The following is a 22,081-nucleotide window of genomic DNA, read 5'->3' on the forward strand; positions in this document are numbered from 1 at the left end:
GCGTTTCGAGTCTGTGCCCGACCCACGCCCCGACGACGAGCCGTGGCCAGAACTGAACTGGCCGGTCGTCACCGGTACGGAATTGACGGGCGAAGCGGTGCACCTCAGTGCGCTCGATCCGTCGGTGGATGCGGCCGAGTTGTACCGAGTGCTCGATCATGACGTGTGCTGGGCTCACATTCCTGTGCGGCCCACCGGCCCGGACGGTCTCGCCCGGCAGCTGGAAGCATGGTGCGCGACACCGGGGTGGCATCCGTGGGCGGTACGACTGCGACGTGACGTCGGTCGGCAGACAGCGGGCTCGCTCGTCGGCCTCACGTCGTATATCGATGCGAGCGTCGCCCACGCGTCTCTGGAGATCGGTGCCACGATCTTCACTCCCGAGGTGTGGGCCGGCGTGGTGAACCCGGATTCGAAACTGCTCCTGCTCGCCCACGCCTTCGACGAACTCCGCGCGGGGCGGGTGCAGTTGAAGACCGATGCGCGGAACATCCGTTCCCAGCAGGCGATCGCACGTCTCGGTGCCCGGCACGAAGGCACCCTGCGGCGGCACTATCGCCGCGCCGACGGCACGGTCCGCGACTCGGTCCTGTTCTCGATCACCGCGGACGACTGGCCGGAGGTGCGCGAACGTCTGGTCTCCCGCCTGTTGCACCTCTCGCGTGTTACACCTGACCGATGAATGATCGTCGTCTCTCCGCCGTTGTCGGTGCCTGCGGCGTGGTTGTCGTGGTGCTCACGGGTTGTAGCGTCGAGAGCGGTACTGCGGTGGCCGAATCCTCGACGGCCGCCCGGTCGGCGGCCCCGTCGACTGTCGAGCGCACCACGACCGCCCCCACTACGGCCGAAACCGGATCCGAGCCGTACCGCGCCGAGGCGCTCCTGGTGTCCGGATCGACCGACCGCGTCGACTACGACGTCGAGATACCTCAGATCAGCGGTGGGGACCCAGCGGTCGTTGCCGAGTTCAACGAGTCGATGCGCGCCGCGCTGCAGAATCTGATCGACGGCCCGGGAACCGAGCGCTACACACTCGCGACCGGCACGCACGAGGTGACCCGGATCGGTGAGCGCGTCGTCGCGGGTCTGCTCGTCACGTCCTACAACATGAACCCACCGGGAGCTCACCCGACGGCGATAGAGTCCACGGTGGTCGTGAACACCGACAACGCCGCTCCCATCACGCTGCAGGACCTGTTCCCAGACCTGCAGGCCGGACTGAACCGGTTGTCCGAGCACTCGGCGCTGCTCCTACCGGAGACCGCAGCGGGCCCGGACTACGTCGCAGAGGGCATCGCACCCGAGGAGATCAACTTCTCCAACTGGCTTCCGACGCCCGAGGGCATGGAGGTTCATTTCGGCGACTACCAAGTGGGTCCGCACGCCATCGGACTGGTCACCGTCACCGTCCCGTGGGACGAGCTCGCGGACGTCATGGATCCCGCGATCCTGCGGGTGGTCAGCAGCTGACAGTCGGTCAGACCGAGCCGCTGTTCAGACCGCGCCGTCGAACCCGTGCTGGCGCCACGCCTCGTAGGCCACCACCGCGGCGGCATTCGACAGATTCAGGGATCGTCGTCCGGGCAGCATCGGAATGCGCACCTGCATCGTGATGTGGGGATCGGCGAGCACCTCGTCCGACAGGCCGGTCGGTTCCGGTCCGAAGAGCAGCACGTCGCCGGGCAGGTACTCGATGTCGGTGTAACCGGTGGTGCCGTGCGCCGTGAACGCGAAGACACGTTCCGGCCGCAGGGCCTCCCACGCTGTGGCCAGATCGGCGTGCACCGTCACCGAGGCCAGGTCGTGATAGTCGAGACCGGCCCGGCGCAGCTTCGGTTCGGACAGGTCGAAACCGAGCGGACCCACGAGGTGCAGTTCGGCACCGGTCGCGGCGACCATCCTGATCGCGTTGCCGGTATTCGGGGGGATACGAGGTTCGTGGAACATCACTCGGAACACTCGAACCAGCTTGCCAGAAGCGGCAAGCAGGCTCATCCGCCCGGTCGCCACACGAGGTTCGGCGGTCGCCTGGAACAATGGTGGCCGTGACTGCGACCATTCTGGACGGCAAAGCAACCCGCGACGAAATCTTCGAGGACCTGTTGGTCCGTGTGGCCGCGCTGAAGGACAAGGGCATCACGCCCGGCCTCGGCACGATCCTGGTGGGCGAGGACCCTGGATCGGCAGCGTATGTGCGCGGCAAACACAACGACTGCGCCAAGGTCGGCATCACCTCCATCCGCAAGGATCTGCCCGCCGACATCACCCAGGAGCAGCTCGAGGCGGCGATCGACGAACTCAACGCCGACCCCGCATGCACGGGTTACATCGTGCAGCTGCCGCTACCGAAGCACCTCGATGAGAACGCCGCGCTCGAGCGCATCGACCCCGCCAAGGATGCCGACGGGCTTCATCCCGTCAACCTCGGACGTCTCGTCCTCGGCAAGGAAGCGGCGTTGCCGTGCACCCCACGCGGGATCGTGCACCTGCTGCGCCGCTACGAGGTGCCCATCAACGGTGCCCACGTGGTGGTCATCGGCCGCGGCGTGACCGTGGGCCGCCCGATCGGGCTGCTGCTGACCCGCCGCAGCGAGAACGCCACCGTGACGCTGTGCCACACCGGTACTCGAGACCTCGCCGCCGAGGTGAAGCGCGCCGACATCATCGTCGCTGCCGCAGGCGTCCCCGGCCTCATCACCGCCGACATGGTCAAGCCCGGCGCAGCCGTGCTCGACGTGGGTGTCTCACGCACGGACGACGGACTCCGCGGCGACGTCGCCCCGGACGTTCGCGACGTCGCAGGGTTCCTCTCCCCGAATCCCGGGGGTGTCGGGCCACTCACCCGTGCGTTCCTGCTGACCAACGTCGTCGAACGCGCCGAGCACGACGCCGGCCTCTAGTCACGCGACATGGACAGTTCGGTGCGAATCACACGACTGAACCTGCCGCTGCTGGCGGTCACCCTGGTGATCGCTGCAGCGGTGGTCCTCGTCCTCGCCGATCGCTGGCGCCGAGGAGCCTTCGTGTTCGGCGGTGCGATGATTCTGGCGGGGATCCTCAGGTGGGCTCTCGACTCGGATCAGGTGGGAGTGCTCGCGGTACGCGGCAAACGCTTCGACGTGGCTGCGATGCTCGCCATGGGCGGAGCGATCGTCACTCTGGCAGTCTCGATCGACCCGCTGGGCACGGGTTAGGGCGCACGGGACTCAGGAGTCCGCCAGCTCCATCAGCTCGACGAGCAGCTTCGCGACTGCATCGGCCTCGGTGAGGAAGCCGTCGTGTCCGTCTCGTGACGCGAGAACGCGCAACTCATCGCAGTGGGGAAGCCCGTCGGCGATCTCCTGCTGCAACCGGATCGGGTAGAGCCGGTCGGAATCGACGCCCGCGACGATGGTCGGCACATGTGTACGGCCCAGTGCCGCCTCGATACCGCCGCGACCGCGGCCCACGTCGTGCCGGTTCATGGCGTCGCTGAGCACCACGTAGGTCCCGGGATCGAACCGCGAGACGAGCTTCGACGCCTGATGGTCGAGATAGCTCTGCACCGCGTACCGCCCGTCGCGCCACGGATCCTCGTCGCCTTGAGGCAGATTCGCGAACCGTGAGTCGAGTTCTTCCTCGCTGCGATAGGACAGGTGGGCCATGCGGCGAGCGATACCCAAACCGGCTTCCGGTCGGCGCCCGCTCTCGTAGTAGTTGCCGCCCTGCCAATCCGGATCCGCCGTGATGGCAGCGATCTGGGTGCTCTGAACACCGATCTGGTCGGCGGTTGCGCGTGCACCTACTGCGAGGACCAACGCAGACCGCACTCGGTTCGGGTGGGTCACGATCCACTCGAGCGAGCGCATGCCACCCATCGAGCCGCCGGTCACGGCGGCCAACGTGTCGATGCCGAGGGCGTCGAGGAGTGCAGCTTCCGCGGTGATCTGATCGCGGATGGTGATTCGGGGGAATCGCGCACCCCACGGCTTTCCGTCGGGCGCGGTGCTGCCCGGTCCGGTGGTGCCCTGGCATCCGCCGAGGACGTTCGTGGCCACCACACACCACCGGTCGGTGTCGATCGGGGCGCCGGGCCCGACCATGCCGGACCACCAGCCGGGTGACGGATGATCCGGTCCGGCGGGTCCGGTGATGTGCGAGTCGCCGGTCAGGGCGTGCTCCACGAGCACGACGTTGTCGCGGGTGGGGGACAGCGCGCCCCATCGCTGCAGCGCAACGGTGACGCCGGGAAGGGTCTCGCCGCTCTCGAGGGTGATGTTGCCGATGTCGACGGTGCCGAGCTGTCCGTGTTCCGCGGGGAGCTCGATCCGCCGACGGTTGGTGCCTGCTGTCAAGATGCGACCGCCTTCATCAGCATTTCGAACCTCCCATGAGCCGGCTTGTCGTCTGCGGTGCGCCGACGACCGTGTCCTCACCCGGAGCACCCCACCCTGGCCGGAGGGTTGCCGACCAGCAAGCCGGGGCTTCGCGCTGGCACTCATGACCTCGCCGGAAGTCTAACGGCTGGCATGCACGGCCCGGTAGGCGGCTCTCGACCTCCTCCCGACGGGTCTCCGGCCGGCCGAAATGTTACCGGCCGGTAGTGATCATGAGGATGTGAGGAGTCTTGTGCGCGCAATGAATAGCAGTACGCTTGTTCTGTTTGGCTCTGGGCCGGACGCGCTCAGTGTCATGCTCAGATGTCCGAGCCGAAGGCGGCCTCACCGTGAAGTGCGGCCGATCGGGGACTCGACAGCCGTCCAAGGAGGACACGAACCGCGTATGTCCAAGATCAAGGTTGAGGGTAAGGTCGTCGAACTCGATGGCGACGAGATGACTCGCATCATCTGGCAGTTCATCAAGGACAAGCTCATCCATCCCTACCTGGATGTGGATCTCGAGTACTACGACCTCGGCATCGAGAACCGCGATGCGACCGACGACCAGGTCACCATCGACTCTGCGAACGCCATCAAGAAGCACGGCGTCGGCGTCAAGTGCGCGACCATCACCCCCGACGAGGCACGCGTCGAGGAATTCGGCCTGAAGACGATGTGGCGGTCACCCAACGGCACCATCCGTAACATCCTCGGCGGCACCATCTTCCGTGCGCCCATCATCATCTCCAACGTGCCCCGACTGGTCCCGGGCTGGACCAAGCCGGTCATCGTCGGTCGTCACGCATTCGGCGACCAATACCGCGCCACCGACTTCAAGGTCCCCGGAGCCGGCACCGTCACCATCACCTACACGCCCGACGACGGCTCGGAGCCGATCGAGCACGAGGTCTGCAGGATTCCCGAGGACGGCGGAGTCGTCATGGGGATGTTCAACTACAAGAAGTCCATCCAGGACTTCGCGCGCGCCTCACTGTCATACGGCCTGCAGCGCAACTACCCGGTCTACCTGTCGACCAAGAACACGATCCTCAAGGCTTACGACGGCATGTTCAAGGACGAGTTCCAGCGGATCTACGAGGAAGAGTTCAAGGTGGAATTCGATGCTGCGGGCCTCACCTACGAGCACCGACTCATCGACGACATGGTGGCAGCATCCCTCAAATGGGAAGGTGGCTACGTCTGGGCCTGCAAGAACTACGACGGTGACGTCCAGTCGGACACCGTCGCGCAGGGCTACGGCTCGCTCGGCCTCATGACCTCCGTGCTGATGACGCCGGACGGAAAGACCGTCGAAGCCGAAGCCGCGCACGGCACCGTCACCCGCCACTACCGGCAGCACCAGCAGGGCAAGCCCACCTCGACCAACCCGATCGCGTCGATCTTCGCCTGGACCCGAGGTCTCGAGCACCGCGGCAAACTCGACAACACCCCCGACGTGATCGAGTTCGCGCAGGCACTCGAAGATGTCGTCATCAAGACCGTCGAAGCCGGCCGGATGACCAAGGACCTCGCGCTGCTCGTCGGTCCCGAGCAGGCGTGGCTGACCACCGAGGAATTCCTCGGCGCGCTCGACGAGAACCTGCAGAAGGCCCACGCATCGCGCTGAGAATCCGCTCTGCTCACGGTCTCGGAGTTTTCCGCTCCACTCGCGGTCTCGGATACGGTGTCCGGCGTGTCCCTCACCATCACCACGGTCAACGTCAACGGCGTGCGCGCAGCAGCAGGCAAGGGCCTGCTCGCCTGGCTCGACACTTCCCCCGCGGACATCGTCTGCCTTCAGGAAGTCCGCGCGAGCGAGAAGCAGTTCCACACTGCGATCGCGCCGGCCCTGGACGCGGGATGGCACGTCGTCGGAGCGGAGGCCTCCGCCAAGGGGCGCGCGGGTGTCGCGATCCTGTCGCGTACTCCCGCAGACGCCGTGCGCATCGGCTTCGGCGTCGACGACTTCGGCGACGCAGGCCGCTACATCGAGGCCGACTACCGGGACGTGACGGTGGGCAGCCTGTACCTGCCCACCGGGGAGGCGGACACCCCGAAGCAGGACGAGAAGGAACGCTTCATGAAAGGCTTCGCCGCATACCTGGGGGAGCGCGCGTCGGACGTCGTCACGGCCGGTCGCGACATGGTCGTGTGCGGCGACTGGAACATCGCCCACACCGAGCGCGACATCAAGAACTGGAAGGGCAACATCAAGAAATCCGGCTTCCTGCCCGGCGAGCGTGCCTGGGTGGACGATCTGCTCGCCACCGGCCGGTGGCGCGACGTCGTGCGCGACCTGCACGGCGACGTCGCAGGCCCCTACTCCTGGTGGTCCTACCGCGGCAAGGCCTTCGACACCGACGCCGGCTGGCGGATCGACTACCACCTCGTCACGCCTGCCCTGGCCGCTCGGGCGACCGACGCGCGGGTGGAGCGCGCTGCGACCTACGCCGACCGCTGGTCGGATCACGCCCCGGTCACCGTCACGTTCGGGTAGGCACATTCACCGACCTCGTTCGGCCTCGGAAACCGATGCGTGAAATTATCGAGGTCATGTCGACTGCAGATCAGAACGCCACAGCGCAGGACGCCCGCCCCGCCGCGCGGCCCCGGGTGCTCTCGGGCATCCAGCCCACCTCGGATTCGTTCCACCTCGGGAACTTCCTCGGTGCGCTGCAGCAGTGGGTTCCCGCGCAGGACGAGAACGACGCCTTCTACTTCATCCCCGACCTGCACGCCATCACCGTGCCGCAGAAGCCGAAGGAACTGCGTAAGCGGGTCCTCACCGCCGCCGCACAGCTGCTGGCCATCGGTATCGACCCGGAGCGCTCCGTCCTGTTCGTGCAGAGCCAGGTCCCCGAACACGCCGAGCTGTCCTGGGTCCTCAACTGCCTCACCGGTTTCGGTGAGGCGAGCCGCATGACCCAGTTCAAGGACAAGTCCGCCAAACAGGGTTCCGAGCATGCGAGCGTCGGCCTGTTCACCTACCCGGTCCTCATGGCCGCGGACATTCTGCTCTACCGCGCCCACAAGGTCCCGGTCGGTGAGGACCAGCGGCAGCACCTCGAGCTCACCCGCGACCTCGCGCAGCGCTTCAACAAGCGTTTCGGCAAGACCTTCGTCGTCCCGGAGGCCCAGATCGTCAAGGGGACAGCCAAGATCTACGACCTGCAGGACCCGACGTCGAAGATGAGTAAGTCGGCGGCGACAGAAGCCGGCCTGATCAACCTGCTCGACGACCCGAAGGTCTCGGCGAAGAAGATCAAGTCGGCGGTGACCGACAACGACCGTGAGATCCGATTCGACCCGGAGAACAAGGCGGGTGTGAGCAACCTGCTCACCATTCAGTCGGCGCTCTCGGGCCGCTCGATCGACGACCTCGTCGCCGGGTACGAAGGCAAGGGCTACGGCGACCTCAAGGGCGACACCGCAGAGGTGCTCACCGAGTTCGTCACACCGTTGCGAGCGAAAGTGGACGAGTACCTCGCTGACGAGGCAGAACTGCTCCGGATTCTGTCGAACGGTGCGGATCGGGCACGTGAGGTGGCTTCCCGGACACTGGCCCAGGTCTATGACAAGGTGGGATTCCTACCTCGGAAGTGATCGCGTTAAGGAGCAGCTGATGGTCGGTGCGCCGGACGGCGACAAAGAGCCGAGTTTCCTCGAACGTCAGAGGGCAGCCAGGCCTTGGCTCGACCATCTGGTGCGTTCCGGTATGCGATATCAGGAGAACAAGGGCAGCTACTATGCCGCGGGGCTCACATACTTCACGGTCCTCGCGATCGTCCCGATCATCATGGTCGCGTTCTCCATCGCGGGTTTCATCCTTGCCGGCCGACCGGAGATGCTGCAGCAGATCAGCGACACGATCGCCGAGAACATCCCCGGTGAACTCGGCGGAACCGTCCAGGGAATCATCGAGTCCGCGATCGATTCTCGCGGCGCGGTGGGCGTGATCGGTCTGATCACGGCGTCGTATGCCGGCCTGGGTTGGATGGCGAACCTGCGCAATGCCCTCACCGCAATGTGGGACAACCCGCGCGAGACGGGAAATTTCCTCGTCGTCAAGCTCCGCGATGCCGGCGCGCTGATCAGTCTGGGCCTGGCGATGGTCGTGTCGCTGGGGTTGTCCGCGGTCAGCAGCGGACCGGTGATGCGGTGGATCGTGGAGTTCCTGAACATCGAGAACATCGTCGGCGTGGGTGTGCTGCTGCGCATCGCTGCGCTCCTCATTGCGGTGGCCGCCACGAGTGCGGTGTTCACGTGGGTCATCGCCCGCCTGCCGCGCGAACCGGTCCCGTTCCGCAGTGCGATCCTGGCCGGCGTGATCGCGGGCATCGGATTCGAGATCCTCAAACAGGTCGGTTCGATCTACCTCGGGAGTGTCCTCCAAGGCCCTGCGGGTGTCGCGTTCGGTCCGATCCTGGGCATCCTCGTGTTCGGCAACATCACCGCGCAGCTCGTGTTGTTCTGCACTGCGTTCGCCGCGTCGACGAAGGCGAGCCTCGCGCTCGCGTACATTCCCGCACCGGATCCCGCGGTGATCACGCCGCGCGTCCAGGTCCAGGAGGGGCCCGGTGTACGAGGAGGGCTGGCTCTGCTCGGCGCCGGTGTCGTCGGCGGGGTGCTTGCAGGGGTGCGGCTGCGCCGCAAGTGAACTGACACGAAACAAACAATGCGGGCCGGCCCCATTAGGGCCGGCCCGCATTCTGTGCTGGAAATCAGCGAGCAAACATCAGCGCGCGCTTGACTTCCTGAATCGCCTTCGTCACCTGGATGCCGCGAGGGCATGCGTCGGTGCAGTTGAAGGTGGTGCGGCAGCGCCACACGCCTTCTTTGTCGTTGAGGATGTCCAGACGCTCTGCAGCACCTTCGTCACGCGAATCGAAGATGAAGCGGTGAGCGTTGACGATGGCAGCGGGACCGAAGTAGCTGCCGTCGCTCCAGTACACCGGGCACGAGGTGGTGCAGCACGCACACAGGATGCACTTGGTGGTGTCATCGAAACGTGCGCGGTCGTGCTGCGACTGGATGCGCTCGCGGGTCGGCTCGTTGCCCGTGGTCATGAGGAACGGCTTGACGGCACGGAACGCGTCGAAGAACGGCTCCATGTCGACGACGAGGTCCTTCTCGACCGGAAGACCGCGGATGGGCTCGATCGTGATGGTGACCGGCTTGCCGTCCTTGGGCAGCATGTCCTTCATCAGGATCTTGCAGGCCAGGCGGTTGACACCGTTGATCCGCATCGCGTCGGAGCCGCAGACACCGTGCGCGCAGCTGCGACGGAAGGTGAGGGTGCCGTCGAGGTAGCCCTTCACATACAGCAGCAGGTTGAGCATCCGGTCGCTCGGAAGCGCAGGCACCTGGAAGGAGTCCCAGTGCTGACCCTTGGTGTCTTCCGGATTGAACCGCGCGATCTTGAGGGTGACCATGACGGCGCCCTCGGGAACAGGAGGAAGATCCTCTGCGGCAGTGTCGTGCTTTTCGAGAGTTGTCATCAGTACTTCCGCTCCATGGGCTCGTACCGGGTCTGGACCACCGGCTTGTAGTCCAGGCGGATGTCGGAGATCAGTTCCTCGCCCACCTTGTAGGCCATGGTGTGCTTCATGTAGGTCGCATCGTCCCGGTTCGGGTAGTCCTCGCGTGCGTGACCGCCGCGCGATTCCTTGCGGTTCAGGGCGCCGACGACGGTCACCTCGGCCATTTCGAGCAGGAAGCCGAGCTCGACCGCCTCGAGCAGGTCGCTGTTGTAGCGCTTGCCCTTGTCGTGGACCGTGATCTCCTTGTAGCGCTTCTTCAGCTCGTGGACATCGTTGAGCGCCTGCGTCAGCGTCTCCTCGGTGCGGAACACCGATGCGTTGTTGTCCATCGTCTGCTGCAGATCGCGACGGATGTCTGCGACACGCTCGCTGCCACCTTGGTGGAGGATCAGGTCGAGCCAGTCGTCGACGTACTTCGTCGGGTTCTCCGGCATGTCCACGTGGTCGTGGCTGTTCGCGTACTCGGCGGCAGCGATGCCGGCGCGGCGGCCGAACACATTGATGTCGAGGAGCGAGTTGGTGCCGAGACGGTTGGCACCGTGCACGGACACACATGCGCACTCACCGGCGGCGTACAGACCCGGGACGACGTTGTCGTTGTCGCGGAGCACCTCACCCTGGACATTGGTGGGGATACCACCCATGACGTAGTGGCAGGTGGGGTACACGGGCACGAGTTCCGTGACGGGGTCGACGCCGAGATAGGTGCGAGCGAACTCGGTGATGTCCGGGAGCTTCTCCTCGAGGACGTCTTCGCCGAGGTGGGTCACGTCGATGTAGACGTAATCCTTGTTCGGTCCGGCACCGCGGCCTTCGAGCACCTCGAGAACCATCGAGCGCGCGACGATGTCGCGGGGCGCGAGGTCCTTGATGGTGGGGGCGTACCGCTCCATGAAGCGCTCGCCGTCGGCGTTGCGCAGGATGCCGCCTTCACCGCGGACGGCCTCCGAGATGAGGATGCCGAGCCCGGCCAGTCCCGTCGGATGGAACTGGTGGAACTCCATGTCCTCGAGCGGCAGGCCCTTGCGGAAGATGATGCCGAGGCCGTCACCGGTGAGGGTGTGGGCGTTGGACGTCGTCTTGTACATGCGGCCCGAGCCGCCCGTGGCGAACACGATCGACTTCGCGTGGAAGATGTGGATCTCGCCGGTGGCGAGCTCGTAGGCGATGACACCCGTCGCGACCGGGCCGTTCTCGGTCTCGGTCAGGGCGATGTCGAGCGCGTAGAACTCGTTGTAGAACTCGACGTCGTGCTTGACGCAGTTCTGGTACAGCGTCTGCAGGATCATGTGACCCGTGCGGTCGGCTGCGTAGCACGCGCGACGGACCGGAGCCTTGCCGTGGTCGCGGGTGTGTCCGCCGAATCGACGCTGGTCGATCTTGCCCTCGGGCGTGCGGTTGAACGGAAGGCCCATCTTCTCGAGGTCGAGGACCGCGTCGATGGCTTCCTTCGCCATGATTTCGACGGCGTCCTGGTCGGCGAGGTAGTCGCCGCCCTTGACGGTGTCGAAGGTGTGCCACTCCCAGTTGTCTTCCTCGACGTTCGCGAGGGCGGCGCACATGCCACCCTGCGCTGCGCCGGTGTGGCTGCGAGTGGGGTAGAGCTTGGTTAGAACCGCGGTGCGGGCCCGGGGGCCGGCTTCGATCGCGGCGCGCATTCCGGCGCCACCGGCACCGACGATGACCACGTCATAACGATGTTCCTGCATGAAGTCTTGGTCCCCTAGCTCGCAACGATGTTGGGATCGAAGGTGAAGATCACGTAGGTGCCCAGGCCCATGATCAGGATCATCGACACGACCAGGATCGTGTTGAGCCAGAACCGGGTGGAGTCCTTGCGTGCGTAGTCCGCGATGACGGTGCGCAGGCCGTTGCCGCCGTGCAGCTGCGCGAGCCAGAGCATCGACAGATCCCAGACCTGCCAGAACGGGCTGGACCAGCGACCTGCGACGAAGGCGAAGTTGATGCGGTGCACACCGTCGTCGAGCATGAGCATGATCAGAAGGTGACCGAGCACCAGGATGACCAGGGCCATGCCGGACAGGCGCATGAACAGCCACGCGTAGAGCTCGAAGTTGTTCTTCGCGGCACGACGCGGGGACCGAGGGTTGTCGAGACTGGCGGGGCGGTCGTACGCCGTGCCGAGGGTCTTCGCTTCAGTCATGTCAGTGCCCCGCAAACATGTTGTAGAAGATGCGAATGGTTGCGGGGATCATCACCACGAACCAGATCGCCAGGATCGTCCAGAGCATCACGCGCTGGTACTTCGGGCCCTTGGACCAGAAGTCGACGAGCATGACGCGGATACCGTTGAGGGCGTGGTAGAGCACCATGGCCACCAGGCCGAGCTCCATCAGGCCGACGATCGGGGTCTTGTAGGTATCGATCACCGCGTCGTAGGTCTCGGGGTTCACCCGGACGAGTGCGGTATCGAGGACATGGACGAACAGGAAGAAAAATGTCGCCACGCCGGTGATCCGGTGTAGAACCCAGGACCACATTCCGGGGTCCCCCCGGTATAGCGACCGTGTGCGCCCCGCTTCTACGGGGGCGGCTTCAGTCGTGCTGCTCATCGAGTGCTGTGCCTCCAACGTCAATGGTGGACGCGTCGAGCCGCTCTCGCCTGTGGGAAATTCCGCAGTACGGGCCCGACGTGAAACCTGAACCGACTTGGGATGACTCTAAACCCATCGCAAAGCCGGGAACTAATCTCCCGCCTGATTCGTACCGGCGTGAAAACGTAAGTTAGGTTTGCCTTTCCAACTGTGATTGCGGACGGCGGGGGCGTCGAATCGTTGCGCAGACCACCATGGAAAGATGCGTGATTGTGCCGGAAATTGACTGGAAGTCCTTGCGCGCCAAAGCACATGAGGCCATGGAGTGCGCTTACGCACCCTACTCGAAGTTTCCGGTGGGGGCTGCTGCTCTCACCGTGGACGACCGGACTGTGAGCGGGTGCAATGTGGAAAATGTCTCACACGGCTTGGGTCTTTGTGCCGAATGCGTACTCGTCGGTAACTTGATCTCCGGTGGTGGGGGTCGCCTTCGCGCTGTCTCGGTGTGTGACGCACGTGGAGCAATACTGATGCCGTGTGGCCGGTGCCGGCAGGTCCTGCTCGAGCACGGTGGCCCGGGTCTGCTCATCGATACGACCACCGGTGCCCGCCCGATGTCGGAGCTACTTCCCGACGCATTCGGCCCCGAGGACCTTGCTGCGACCGGCCCCGACGGTGGTGAACATGCCTGAAATCACCTCGATCATCCGAAGCAAGCGCGACGGCTTCGAGCTGACCGGATCCGAAATCGACTGGGTGATAGAAGCGTTCACCCACGGTATCGTCGCCGACGAGCAGATGGCAGCGCTCGCCATGGCCATCTATTTCCGCGGAATGAGCCGCACCGAGACCTCACGCTGGACGACGGCGATGATCGACTCGGGCAGACGACTCGACTTCACCGGCCTGGGCCTGCGCACCGTCGACAAGCATTCCACCGGAGGAGTCGGGGACAAGATCACCCTGCCTCTCGCTCCGCTGGTGGCCGCATGCGGAGCGGCGGTGCCTCAACTGTCGGGTCGCGGGCTCGGGCACACGGGAGGCACGCTCGACAAGCTCGAATCGATTCCGGGTTGGCGCGCCGACCTGAGCACCGCCGAGATGGCCGAGATCCTCACCGACCCCGATGTCGGCGCCGTCGTCTGCGCCGCGGGCGCAGATCTGGCCCCCGCCGACCGGAAGCTCTACGCGCTGCGCGACGTGACAGGAACCGTCGAATCGATACCCCTCATCGCCAGCTCGATCATGAGCAAGAAGATCGCCGAGGGGACCGGGGCGTTGGTCCTCGACGTGAAGGTCGGCAGCGGAGCATTCATGAAGGAGCTCGGAGAAGCCCGAGAGCTCGCCAGGACGATGGTGGAACTGGGTACCGATGCCGGCCTGATCACCACCGCACTGCTCACCCGGATGGACGCACCGCTCGGTCGTACCGCGGGCAATGCCCTCGAGGTGCGAGAAGCCGTCGAAGTGCTCGCAGGCGGCGGCCCCGACGACGTCGTCGAACTGACGTTGGCGCTCGCTCGCGACATGCTCGCCGCGGCGGGCATCGACGACCTCGACCCCGCGGATCGACTGCGTGACGGATCCGCGATGGATCGCTGGCGCTCGATGATCGTCGCGCAGGGCGGCGACCCGGATGCGCCGCTGCCGACCGCACACCACACCGAAACCCTGTACGCCGACGCGGACGGGGTACTCGTCGGTCTCGATGCGATGGCCGTCGGGCTCTCCGCATGGCGGCTCGGCGCAGGGCGAACACACCAGGGCAGCGCTGTGCAGGCGGGTGCGGGTGTCGAACTGCACGGCACCCCGGGCGATTCGGTCCGGGCGGGGCAGCCGATCGCGACCCTCCACACCGACACGCCGCAGATTCTCCCGGCCGCGCTCACCGCCCTGCGTGACGGATTGCGGATCGGGACCGAGGCGCCGCAACGGCGACCCCTCGTCATCGAGCGGATCACCGACTAGGCGACTACCGTCCGGAACATGAACGAGCAGCCGGGAGGGACGCGCCTTCGGGTCGCGCCGAAAGTGGTCCTGCACGACCACCTGGACGGCGGGCTCCGGCCCGCGACGATCCTCGAGCTCGCCGGTGAGTGCGGTCATCGATTGCCTGCCGATACCGCAGACGGGCTCGCCTCGTGGTTCCGTGACTCCGCCGACAGTGGGTCGCTCGAACGCTACCTGGAGACCTTCGAGCACACCGTCGGCGTGATGCAGACCCCCGAGGGCCTGGAGCGGGTCGCGCGGGAATGCGTCATCGACCTTGCGGAGGACGGCGTCATCTACGCCGAGGTGCGGTTCGCTCCCGAGCAGCATCTCGAGCTGGGGTTGAGCCTTGATCGCGTCGTCGAACACGTTCTCGAGGGATTCCGTGCGGGGGAGTCCGAGGTGGCCGCGACGAGCGGGCGACAGGTTCGGGTGGGCTGCTTGCTCACCGCGATGCGGCATGCCGCGCGATCCCGGGAGATCGCCGAACTGGCCGTGAGGTTCCGTGACCGAGGGGTCGTCGGATTCGACATCGCAGGTGCGGAGGCGGGAAATCCACCGAGCAGGCACCTCGACGCATTCGAGTACACGCGCGCCGCGAACGCACACTTCACCATTCACGCAGGCGAGGCGTTCGGGTTGCCCTCGATCCACGAGGCAGTGGCGTTCTGCGGCACCGACCGTCTCGGGCACGGCGTGCGTATCGTCGACGACATCACCGTCCACCCGGACGGGACGAAGTCCCTCGGGCTGCTCGCGAACTATGTGCGGGACAAGAGGATTCCGCTGGAACTGTGTCCCAGTTCCAATGTGCAGACCGGGGCCGTGCGGACCATCGAGGAGCACCCGTTCGATCTGCTCGCCCGTCTGCGTTTCCGGGTGACCGTCAACACCGACAACCGGCTGATGAGTGACACCACGATGACACGGGAGATGACTCGGCTGGTCGAGGCGTTCGGTTACGGGTGGTCGGATCTGGAGCGCTTCACCATCAATGCGATGAAATCGGCGTTCCTCCCGTTCGACCAGCGCCTCGAACTGATCGACGACGTCATCAAGCCGGGATACGCAGTGCTCGTGGGCTGAGTACCCGGGCCGGACAGCTCACAGTTTGCGCAGGTGGGCCTCGAACTCGCGCTCGAGCCCGCGCCACGCGACGGCTTCTGCGTCGAACGGTGTGCTCGGGGAGGGCCTGCTCGAATCCGGCTCGATCACATAGTTGACGAACCAGCCGAGCTCGGTGGAGCCGGCGAGCGCGGCGTCGGTTGCGTCCTCGCCGACGTAGTTCGCGGCATCGGTGAACAGCTCGACAGCGAGCTCCATCTGTTCGGGATCGACCGCGGTGACTCCCTCGACGATGTCGTCGGCGATGCCGGTGAGCACGTAGACGTTGTCCTCGGTGACAGTGACTTCGAGTGACCCGTCGGTGGCGGCGTGCCGGATGGTCTCGTACGTTTCCAGCGTCGCCAGATCGTGGTCGTGGTTGTCGGCGAGGTACCGGCCGAGCGCGCGTTCGGACCCGAACACGAGGATCGAGCTCTCGGAGCCGAGGAACACGGCGTCGTCGTCGAGATAGCACCGCAGCGTGAACCACGTGCCCTCGGTCGTGATGATCTTGATGGGGTCGATGCCTACGGACGTCCAGAAGTCGTCGCCCGCCTCGTCGTCGACGTACTCGTATTCATCCTCCTCGGCGTCATCGACCGCGTCGTCCGCCTCGACGTCGTTCTCGTCGACCGCCACCAGCTCCGACTCGATCTCCGACACGGCCGCCGCCTCGGTGTCCGGGGTCGTGACCACTGCGTCGAGCGCATCGATCACGGCGTCCCAGTCCTCGACGACCGCGGCACCGAGCTTGTTCCACAACTCCATGCCGGCGCGGTCGTCGAATGCTGCGACGCCGTACCGAAGCACGGACTCCACCTCGGGGCGCTCGAAGAACTTGGTGACCACATCGAGCTCGCACACGTCGCCGAGGATGCTGACGATGTCGAAGGTGTCCTGGAGTTCCGACACGAAGACCGGATCGAGATCGCCGGCCACGAGCTCGGGGACAGCGATCAGATCGAACGCGTGCGCTTCATCGGGCTCGAACTCGACGGCGGCGAGCTTCGAGACGACCGGCCACGCCGGATGCTCGACAAGGTCGTTGTCGTTGTTCGCGCGGACGAACGCGACGAGATGCGCCACCGACGGGAATGCGTACAGGTCGTCGCCGTGGCCGAGAAAGGCCTCCCACTCGTCGTCGCCTTCGCGCCACTTGGGTGCCCACAAAGTGACGAGGTCGCCGTCGGTGAGACCGAGTTCGATCGGGACGATGTCTCCAGCCATGGCGGGAAGCCTAGCCATGTCGCCGCCGAAGATATAGCGCGGGAGGGGGAAAAGCGTCACGAGAGGGCACTTCGCAGGTCGTGAAGCAGCCGGGCGCGTTCTGTGGCTGCACGGCGAGCGGCCTCATGAATCGTCGCGAGAATCTCGGACCCGAGCTCGGCCGGGTCGCGCCGGGTGACCGATTCGGCCAGGTCCAGGCCCGCCAGGGCACCTCGACCGTCGACGTACGCGACGATGCTGCCGTCCTCGTTCCTCGCGGAACCGCGAACCGTACCGAGGCCGTCGAGTGTGTGCTCGAGAGACCCCAGCTGTGTGCGTACGCGATCGACGATCGCTTCGACCTGCTGTTCGCTCATGACGTCGGGTCCTTTCGGTGCTGTCTCATCGCGTCTCGGCCTTTCCGTGTTGTCGGGTATGCGGTCACAGGGGCCGGTGCATCCAGATCGGGTGTGTGCCGTGCCCGGCGTCGTCGTGATCGAGGTCGGGCAGGTCGTCGCGGGTGGGCATGCCCATCCGGTCGAGGACGTCGCTGTGGACGCCCTGGGCGGACAGTTGCTCACGCCGCAGAATCGCCGCTTCGAGTGCTGCCCGCCGATTCAGCGCCACGATGGCATCGGCGAGCTGCGCTGCCCCGAACCGAAGTTCTCGCGGGTCGATGCGCAGATCGATCGGCAGGCCTTCATCGGTCGTGCGGATCCGGATCGTGCCTGCTGCGTTCTGTGCGGTGGCCGTCACCGGAATCGTCTTGATGGTGTCCATACACGGTTGGACGCATCGGAAGGCGAATCGGTTCCCTCTTGTGCGGGAGAGATCAGCGGCACCCGGCAGTGTTCCGGTCGCAACACCGATTCCGGTCACTCGGTCGGCCGGTAGAAACCCTGGAAGCCCATCGCTCCGTTCGTGGTACGGATGGGCGTCACGGACACCGGATCGCCTGCTTCGACCATCATTCCGCCGCCGACAACCATTGCGACGTGCCCATCCCAGACCGCGAGGTCGCCCGGCAGCACGGATCCGGAGTCGACAGGTGCTCCGACGTCCTGTTCCTGCGCGAGACGCGGCAGTTCGAGGCCCGCCTCTCCATACGCCCACTGGGTCAGGCCGCTGCAGTCGAGTCCGCGACCCGGAGTCGTGCCGCCCCACACGTACGGAGTTCCCTGTTGGTCGAGTGCACGACGAACGGCTTCGGCGGCGGTCGGGTTCGGAGCGTGTGCGACGGTGCCGTCGGGCAGCGTCACTGCGATCCCGCCGCCGGAGCCGGGTGCCGAACCGCCCATCGTCGAGATCTCGCCGGACCCCGTGGCCGGGCCCCCGAGCTCGGCCCGTGCAGCGCCGCCATCGCCCGGCATCGGAGCGCCCATCGGTGGTTCGGGGATCAACGCCGTCACCTTCGCGGTGAGCTCGGACAGCGCGGCCACCACCCGTGTGAGCACGCCGAGCCCCTCGGTGATGTGCTCGATCGCGGCGGTGATCAGCATCAGCTGTCCCTGCGGGAGAGCCAGCACGGGAGCCGCCTGCTGGGCAAGAGCCACGAACGAGTCGATGATGCGCTTCAGTTCGGCCGCTCCGGTGACCACCGTGACCGTGGCGTCGAGGACGCCGGTGGCGAGCTCGATCCCGCGGTCGACGGCACCGATGGTGTCGGCGAGGACCCTCTCGCCGCTGACGAGTGCGGTCTCGGCGGCAGTACCGGTCCACCCCCATGCGAGTTCGGCGAGCGCGGTCCGGCACGTGGCATGCGCTTGTTCTGTCATCGCGGAACCGGCGCGCAGGCCGCTGCCCGGGTCCGAACCCGGCGACATCTCGGAACCGAACGCCCCGAGCAGGTCGTGCAGCGGCGAGACGAGGGCATCTGCCCCCACCCCGGCCATCACGGGGTGTCCCCGAGCCGCTCGGCGGCGCCCCGCAGAGCGTCGGCCGTCTCGCCCACGGTGCGTTCGTACGCGGCCGCGGTCAGCGTCGCCGCCGTGCCCATCCCGGAGAGGACCTCGCGGATCCGGTCGAGTTCGCGGGTGTGGCCGGCGTATGCAGCGGTGAACGCGGCGAGGAAGTCGGTGCCGACGGCGCCGAGCAGAGGCGTGAGTCCGGTCGGATCGGTCATCCGGGTCTGGAGTGCGGCCTGATCGATCTGTTCGGCGAGGTCGGCAGCGATGCGGCCGAATCCCGCGATGACCCCTGTGTCGGCCCGAAGTGTTGCTGTGTCGGCCTGAAGTGTTGCTGTGTCGGTCTGTGGGTCGGGCACCGCGTGTCTCCTCGTTCGCCGATGGATGTGTGTCACATTGCTTGGACGCACCGGAGGACTCGTCGGTTCCCTCGTTCTATCCTTCGATTCATGGATTCGCTCGTGGTCGACCACCCGCTCGCCGCTTCCCTGCTCACCACCCTCAGGGATGAACGCAGCGACAATGCTGCATTCCGGCACGCACTGCGCCGGCTCACCCAGATGCTGATCTATGAGGCGGTGCGTGAAGCGCCGGTCGAAAAATTCGACGTCCGGACGCCCGTCGCGGTCACCACCGGGGTGCGTTTGCAGCAGCCCCCGCTGCTCGTTCCGGTTCTGCGCGCCGGGCTCGGCATGGTCGAGCAGGCGCACGCACTCATCCCCCAGGCACAGGTGGGATTCGTAGGGCTGGCCCGCGACGAGAAGACCTTCGAACCGGTGCCGTACCTGGAGTCGCTGCCCGAGGATCTGTCGAGTCTTCCGGTGTTCGTGCTCGACCCGATGCTCGCGACCGGCGGATCGATGGTGCAGACGCTCGACATGCTGGTCTCGCGCGGCGCGACCGACATCACCGCGGTGTGCGTCGTGTGCGCGCCGGAGGGCGTCGAGACGCTCGCCGCGTCGGGGCATCCCGTTCGCCTCGTGACCGCCTCGATCGACGAGGGTCTCAACGACGCGAAGTACATCGTTCCGGGGCTCGGTGACGCCGGCGATCGCCAGTTCGGGCCGCGCTGACAAACCAGCCGGCGCTCTGACGGCCGGTCAGCCGGCGAGTCCGATCGCCCAGCGGCGCAACGCGTCCAGCGACCTCGTCGCTGTGTCGCGATCGCCGCTGCGGGATACCGCTTCGAGATAGCACTTGAGTTTCGGTTCGGTCCCGGACGGCCTGACCACGACACGGACCGTGGCACCCTCGAAGACGAGTGCGTCGGTGTTCAGTGGTCCCGGGTCGGTCGCGAGATCGGTCGTGGTCACCAACTCCTCGGCCAACGCGGGAGGCGGATCTGCACGCAATCCCGCCATGATCGTGTCGATCTGCGTGAGTTCGGTGACACGGATCGCCACCTGATCGCCCACATGCACGCCGAACTCGCGATGCAGGTCGTCGAGTGCGTCCACGAGGGTGCGGCCCGACGCTTTGAGCTCGGCCGCATAGTCGGCGACCAGGACTGCCGTGGCGATCCCGTCCTTGTCGCGCACGGCGTCGGGGTCGACGCAGTGCCCGATAGCTTCCTCGTACGCGTAGACCAGCCCCTCGCCGGCCCGGGTGAGCCACTTGAAGCCGGTGAGGGTCTGCGCGAATCGGGCGCCGCGCGCGGCGGCCAGGGTGCCGAGCAGGGCCGACGAGACGATCGTCGTGGCCACCAGCGAGCCCTCCGGTGCGTTCTCGAGGATGCGGTCGCCGAGGAGCACCCCGGTTTCGTCGCCGCGCAGTAGCCGCCACCCGGTCGCGGTGGGCACCGCGACCGCGCAGCGATCGGCGTCCGGATCCAATGCGATCGCGATGTCGGCGTTGACGTCGGCGGCGAGTTCGAGCACGGCGTCGGCGGCGCCGGGCTCCTCCGGATTCGGGAACGCGACCGTCGGAAATGCGGGATCGGGTTCGAACTGCGCCGCAACGACGTGCACGTCGGTGAATCCGGTCGTGTGCAATGCGGCGACGGCTGTCTCGCCTCCTACGCCGTGCAGTGGCGTCAACGCGATCCTCAGGTTCCGGTGCTGCGAGCGTGGCAGCGACGCCACCCGCGTGAGATAGCGGTCGACGAGGTCTCCGCCCGAGGCGGCTACTGCTGCGCGCGGAACTGCATCGGCGTCGGGCGCGTCGTCGATCGCCGACTCGATCCGACGGTCGGCCGGCGAGACGATCTGGGCGCCACCGGCGAGGTACACCTTGTAGCCGTTGTCGGTTGCGGGATTGTGCGACGCGGTGATCTGCACTCCGGCAACTGCATTCAGCTCGCGTACCGCGTACGCGGTGACCGGGGTCGGAAGTGGGCGGGGGAGGGCGACGACGTCGAACTCTGCCGCGGCGAGCACCTCGGTGGCCGCCGTGAAGAACTCCGCGGAACCGGTTCGCGCGTCGCGCCCGACGACGACTGTGCCGCCGCGGTGCCCCTGCTCGATCAACCACGCTGCGAGGCCCGCTGTGGTGCGCACGACGGTCGGGACGTTCATGCAGTCCGGCCCGTCGCCGACGGGGCCGCGCAGCCCCGCGGTCCCGAACCGGAGCGTCACAGCCGGGCCGCCAGGTCGTGGAGCAGGTCTCCCATGCGGGTCGCGGCGTTTCGTCCTGCGGCGAGGACCTCTTCGTGGTCGAGGTGCTCGCCGGTGACGCCCGCGGCGGCGTTGGTCACCAGTGAGAGTCCGAGGACGCGCGCACCTGCCGCGCGGGCGGCGATGGTCTCGTGCACCGTCGACATGCCCACGAGGTCGGCGCCGAGGGTTCGGAGCATGCGGATCTCGGCGGGTGTCTCGTAGTGCGGTCCCGGTAGTCCTGCGTAGACGCCCTCGGGCAGAGTCGGATCGATCTCGTGGGCGAGGGCGCGCAGATCGGAGGAGTACGCGTCGACGAGATCGACGAACTGGGCGCCGACGAGCGGTGAGCGACCGGTGAGGTTGAGGTGGTCGGAGATGAGTACCGGTTGACCCACGCGGAAATCGGGATCGATTCCGCCTGCGGCGTTGGTGAGGATCACGGTGTGTGCACCCGCGGCGACCGCGGTGCGTACCGGGTGGACGACCCGGCTCAGGTCGTGGCCCTCGTAGGCGTGTGTGCGCCCGGCGAGTACGAGCACTGCGTTGCCGCCGACGACGAACGAGTGCACGGTGCCGGGGTGTCCGGCAGCGGTGGGCGGCGCGAAACCGGGGAGGTCGCTCATCGGGATGCTCGCGGTGGGTGCACCGAATCGGTCGACGGCAGCGCGCCAGCCCGAACCGAGGACGATCGCAACGCTGTGCGCGGTGACGCCTGTGCGTTCGGTGACGACATCGGCCGCGGCCTTCGCCGTGGTGGCGGGATCGAGTATCTCGGGTGTTCCCATGAGGTCAGACCCTAGCGGGAACTCGGAAGTTACTCGTGAGTAGGAA

General features: G+C 66.4%; 25 protein-coding genes and 1 riboswitch. Of the genes, 12 read left to right on the plus strand and 13 right to left on the minus strand.

What is annotated here, in order from left to right; translation table 11 throughout:
• Positions 1-13: 13 nt before the first annotated feature.
• Positions 14-682, plus strand: a complete 669-nt coding sequence (locus tag ACFWCF_RS14070) for a GNAT family N-acetyltransferase (protein WP_378562238.1) — start codon at positions 14-16, stop codon at positions 680-682.
• Positions 679-1,470 (plus strand): RsiV family protein, encoded by a 792-nt coding sequence (locus ACFWCF_RS14075; RefSeq protein ID WP_378562241.1) that lies wholly within the window; start codon positions 679-681, stop codon positions 1,468-1,470. Before ACFWCF_RS14070 ends, ACFWCF_RS14075 begins: the two co-directional genes overlap by 4 nt.
• Before the next feature lie 24 nt (positions 1,471-1,494).
• On the opposite strand, the gene ACFWCF_RS14080 is transcribed toward ACFWCF_RS14075, so the two are convergent.
• The gene (locus ACFWCF_RS14080; protein ID WP_378490861.1) at positions 1,495-1,959 is read right to left on the minus strand and encodes a tRNA (cytidine(34)-2'-O)-methyltransferase; all 465 of its coding nucleotides are present in this window, start codon (positions 1,957-1,959) and stop codon (positions 1,495-1,497) included.
• A gap of 86 nt (positions 1,960-2,045) precedes the next feature.
• On the opposite strand from ACFWCF_RS14080, the gene ACFWCF_RS14085 reads away from it, so the two are divergent.
• Together ACFWCF_RS14085 and ACFWCF_RS14090 are read left to right on the plus strand one after the other, a co-directional pair.
• Complete coding sequence (locus ACFWCF_RS14085; RefSeq protein WP_378562244.1) at positions 2,046-2,900, plus strand: bifunctional methylenetetrahydrofolate dehydrogenase/methenyltetrahydrofolate cyclohydrolase; 855 nt, start codon at positions 2,046-2,048, stop codon at positions 2,898-2,900.
• A gap of 9 nt (positions 2,901-2,909) precedes the next feature.
• A complete protein-coding gene (locus ACFWCF_RS14090; RefSeq protein ID WP_378490830.1) occupies positions 2,910-3,194 on the plus strand; it encodes a DUF3017 domain-containing protein in 285 nt (94 codons plus the stop codon).
• A gap of 12 nt (positions 3,195-3,206) precedes the next feature.
• On the opposite strand, the gene ACFWCF_RS14095 is transcribed toward ACFWCF_RS14090, so the two are convergent.
• Positions 3,207-4,334, minus strand: coding sequence for a homoserine O-acetyltransferase (locus ACFWCF_RS14095; RefSeq protein ID WP_378562247.1), 1,128 nt, complete (start codon positions 4,332-4,334; stop codon positions 3,207-3,209).
• 36 nt (positions 4,335-4,370) lie between these two features.
• Positions 4,371-4,485: riboswitch (SAM riboswitch) on the minus strand.
• 276 nt (positions 4,486-4,761) lie between these two features.
• On the opposite strand from ACFWCF_RS14095, the gene ACFWCF_RS14100 reads away from it, so the two are divergent.
• The 4 genes from ACFWCF_RS14100 (at position 4,762) to ACFWCF_RS14115 (ending at position 9,015) form a co-directional block, all read left to right on the plus strand.
• Positions 4,762-5,985 (plus strand): NADP-dependent isocitrate dehydrogenase, encoded by a 1,224-nt coding sequence (locus ACFWCF_RS14100; RefSeq protein ID WP_378562250.1) that lies wholly within the window; start codon positions 4,762-4,764, stop codon positions 5,983-5,985.
• 66 nt (positions 5,986-6,051) lie between these two features.
• Positions 6,052-6,855 carry an exodeoxyribonuclease III gene (locus ACFWCF_RS14105; protein WP_378562253.1) on the plus strand — a complete coding sequence of 268 codons (804 nt, stop codon included), beginning with the start codon at positions 6,052-6,054 and terminating at the stop codon, positions 6,853-6,855.
• Positions 6,856-6,911: 56 nt separating this feature from the next.
• The gene (gene trpS, locus ACFWCF_RS14110) at positions 6,912-7,961 is read left to right on the plus strand and encodes a tryptophan--tRNA ligase (RefSeq protein ID WP_378562256.1); all 1,050 of its coding nucleotides are present in this window, start codon (positions 6,912-6,914) and stop codon (positions 7,959-7,961) included.
• A gap of 19 nt (positions 7,962-7,980) precedes the next feature.
• Positions 7,981-9,015 carry a YhjD/YihY/BrkB family envelope integrity protein gene (locus tag ACFWCF_RS14115; protein ID WP_378562259.1) on the plus strand — a complete coding sequence of 345 codons (1,035 nt, stop codon included), beginning with the start codon at positions 7,981-7,983 and terminating at the stop codon, positions 9,013-9,015.
• A 64-nt stretch (positions 9,016-9,079) separates the two neighbouring features.
• Here ACFWCF_RS14115 and ACFWCF_RS14120 read toward each other — a convergent pair whose 3' ends face one another.
• The 4 genes from ACFWCF_RS14120 to sdhC are packed head-to-tail and all read right to left on the minus strand — an operon-like array spanning position 9,080 to position 12,471.
• Positions 9,080-9,856 carry a succinate dehydrogenase iron-sulfur subunit gene (locus ACFWCF_RS14120; protein WP_378490824.1) on the minus strand — a complete coding sequence of 259 codons (777 nt, stop codon included), beginning with the start codon at positions 9,854-9,856 and terminating at the stop codon, positions 9,080-9,082.
• Positions 9,856-11,607, minus strand: coding sequence for a succinate dehydrogenase flavoprotein subunit (sdhA, locus tag ACFWCF_RS14125; RefSeq protein WP_378490823.1), 1,752 nt, complete (start codon positions 11,605-11,607; stop codon positions 9,856-9,858). Before sdhA ends, ACFWCF_RS14120 begins: the two co-directional genes overlap by 1 nt.
• 14 nt (positions 11,608-11,621) lie before the next feature.
• Entirely contained in the window at positions 11,622-12,062 is a 441-nt protein-coding gene (locus ACFWCF_RS14130) for a succinate dehydrogenase hydrophobic membrane anchor subunit (RefSeq protein WP_378490822.1), read from the minus strand.
• Between the two features lies 1 nt (position 12,063).
• The gene (sdhC, locus tag ACFWCF_RS14135) at positions 12,064-12,471 is read right to left on the minus strand and encodes a succinate dehydrogenase, cytochrome b556 subunit (RefSeq protein WP_378490821.1); all 408 of its coding nucleotides are present in this window, start codon (positions 12,469-12,471) and stop codon (positions 12,064-12,066) included.
• A gap of 254 nt (positions 12,472-12,725) precedes the next feature.
• On the opposite strand from sdhC, the gene ACFWCF_RS14140 reads away from it, so the two are divergent.
• Genes ACFWCF_RS14140 through ACFWCF_RS14150 form a run of 3 tightly spaced genes read left to right on the plus strand, consistent with a single transcriptional unit; the run spans position 12,726 to position 15,528 of the window.
• Positions 12,726-13,145, plus strand: a complete 420-nt coding sequence (locus tag ACFWCF_RS14140) for a cytidine deaminase (RefSeq protein WP_378490820.1) — start codon at positions 12,726-12,728, stop codon at positions 13,143-13,145.
• Positions 13,138-14,421 (plus strand): thymidine phosphorylase, encoded by a 1,284-nt coding sequence (locus ACFWCF_RS14145; protein WP_378562262.1) that lies wholly within the window; start codon positions 13,138-13,140, stop codon positions 14,419-14,421. Before ACFWCF_RS14140 ends, ACFWCF_RS14145 begins: the two co-directional genes overlap by 8 nt.
• An 18-nt stretch (positions 14,422-14,439) precedes the next feature.
• A complete protein-coding gene (locus ACFWCF_RS14150; RefSeq protein ID WP_378490818.1) occupies positions 14,440-15,528 on the plus strand; it encodes an adenosine deaminase in 1,089 nt (362 codons plus the stop codon).
• Between the two features lie 18 nt (positions 15,529-15,546).
• Here the strand turns inward: ACFWCF_RS14150 and ACFWCF_RS14155 are convergent, their stop codons facing one another.
• From ACFWCF_RS14155 to ACFWCF_RS14175, 5 genes are all read right to left on the minus strand, one after another.
• Positions 15,547-16,773: a primosomal protein gene (locus ACFWCF_RS14155; RefSeq protein ID WP_378562265.1), complete on the minus strand. Its 1,227-nt coding sequence runs from the start codon at positions 16,771-16,773 to the stop codon at positions 15,547-15,549.
• Between the two features lie 56 nt (positions 16,774-16,829).
• Positions 16,830-17,129: a YbaB/EbfC family DNA-binding protein gene (locus ACFWCF_RS14160; RefSeq protein ID WP_378562268.1), complete on the minus strand. Its 300-nt coding sequence runs from the start codon at positions 17,127-17,129 to the stop codon at positions 16,830-16,832.
• Between the two features lie 64 nt (positions 17,130-17,193).
• The gene (locus tag ACFWCF_RS14165) at positions 17,194-17,532 is read right to left on the minus strand and encodes a hypothetical protein (RefSeq protein WP_378562271.1); all 339 of its coding nucleotides are present in this window, start codon (positions 17,530-17,532) and stop codon (positions 17,194-17,196) included.
• Between the two features lie 95 nt (positions 17,533-17,627).
• Complete coding sequence (locus ACFWCF_RS14170) at positions 17,628-18,644, minus strand: C40 family peptidase (RefSeq protein ID WP_378562274.1); 1,017 nt, start codon at positions 18,642-18,644, stop codon at positions 17,628-17,630.
• Positions 18,644-19,015, minus strand: a complete 372-nt coding sequence (locus ACFWCF_RS14175) for a hypothetical protein (RefSeq protein ID WP_378562277.1) — start codon at positions 19,013-19,015, stop codon at positions 18,644-18,646. The genes ACFWCF_RS14170 and ACFWCF_RS14175 overlap by 1 nt, the downstream gene beginning before the upstream one ends.
• 90 nt (positions 19,016-19,105) lie before the next feature.
• Between ACFWCF_RS14175 and upp the strand changes: the two genes are divergently transcribed.
• Positions 19,106-19,729: a uracil phosphoribosyltransferase gene (upp, locus tag ACFWCF_RS14180; RefSeq protein ID WP_378562279.1), complete on the plus strand. Its 624-nt coding sequence runs from the start codon at positions 19,106-19,108 to the stop codon at positions 19,727-19,729.
• A 27-nt stretch (positions 19,730-19,756) separates the two neighbouring features.
• On the opposite strand, the gene ACFWCF_RS14185 is transcribed toward upp, so the two are convergent.
• Both ACFWCF_RS14185 and ACFWCF_RS14190 read right to left on the minus strand, forming a co-directional pair.
• A complete protein-coding gene (locus ACFWCF_RS14185) occupies positions 19,757-21,229 on the minus strand; it encodes a phospho-sugar mutase (RefSeq protein WP_378562282.1) in 1,473 nt (490 codons plus the stop codon).
• Entirely contained in the window at positions 21,226-22,035 is an 810-nt protein-coding gene (locus ACFWCF_RS14190; protein ID WP_378562285.1) for a purine-nucleoside phosphorylase, read from the minus strand. The genes ACFWCF_RS14185 and ACFWCF_RS14190 overlap by 4 nt, the downstream gene beginning before the upstream one ends.
• Positions 22,036-22,081 lie beyond the last annotated feature (46 nt).

The sequence above is a fragment of the Rhodococcus sp. NPDC060090 genome, assembly GCF_042729855.1.
Taxonomy (GTDB): Bacteria; Actinomycetota; Actinomycetes; order Mycobacteriales; family Mycobacteriaceae; genus Rhodococcus.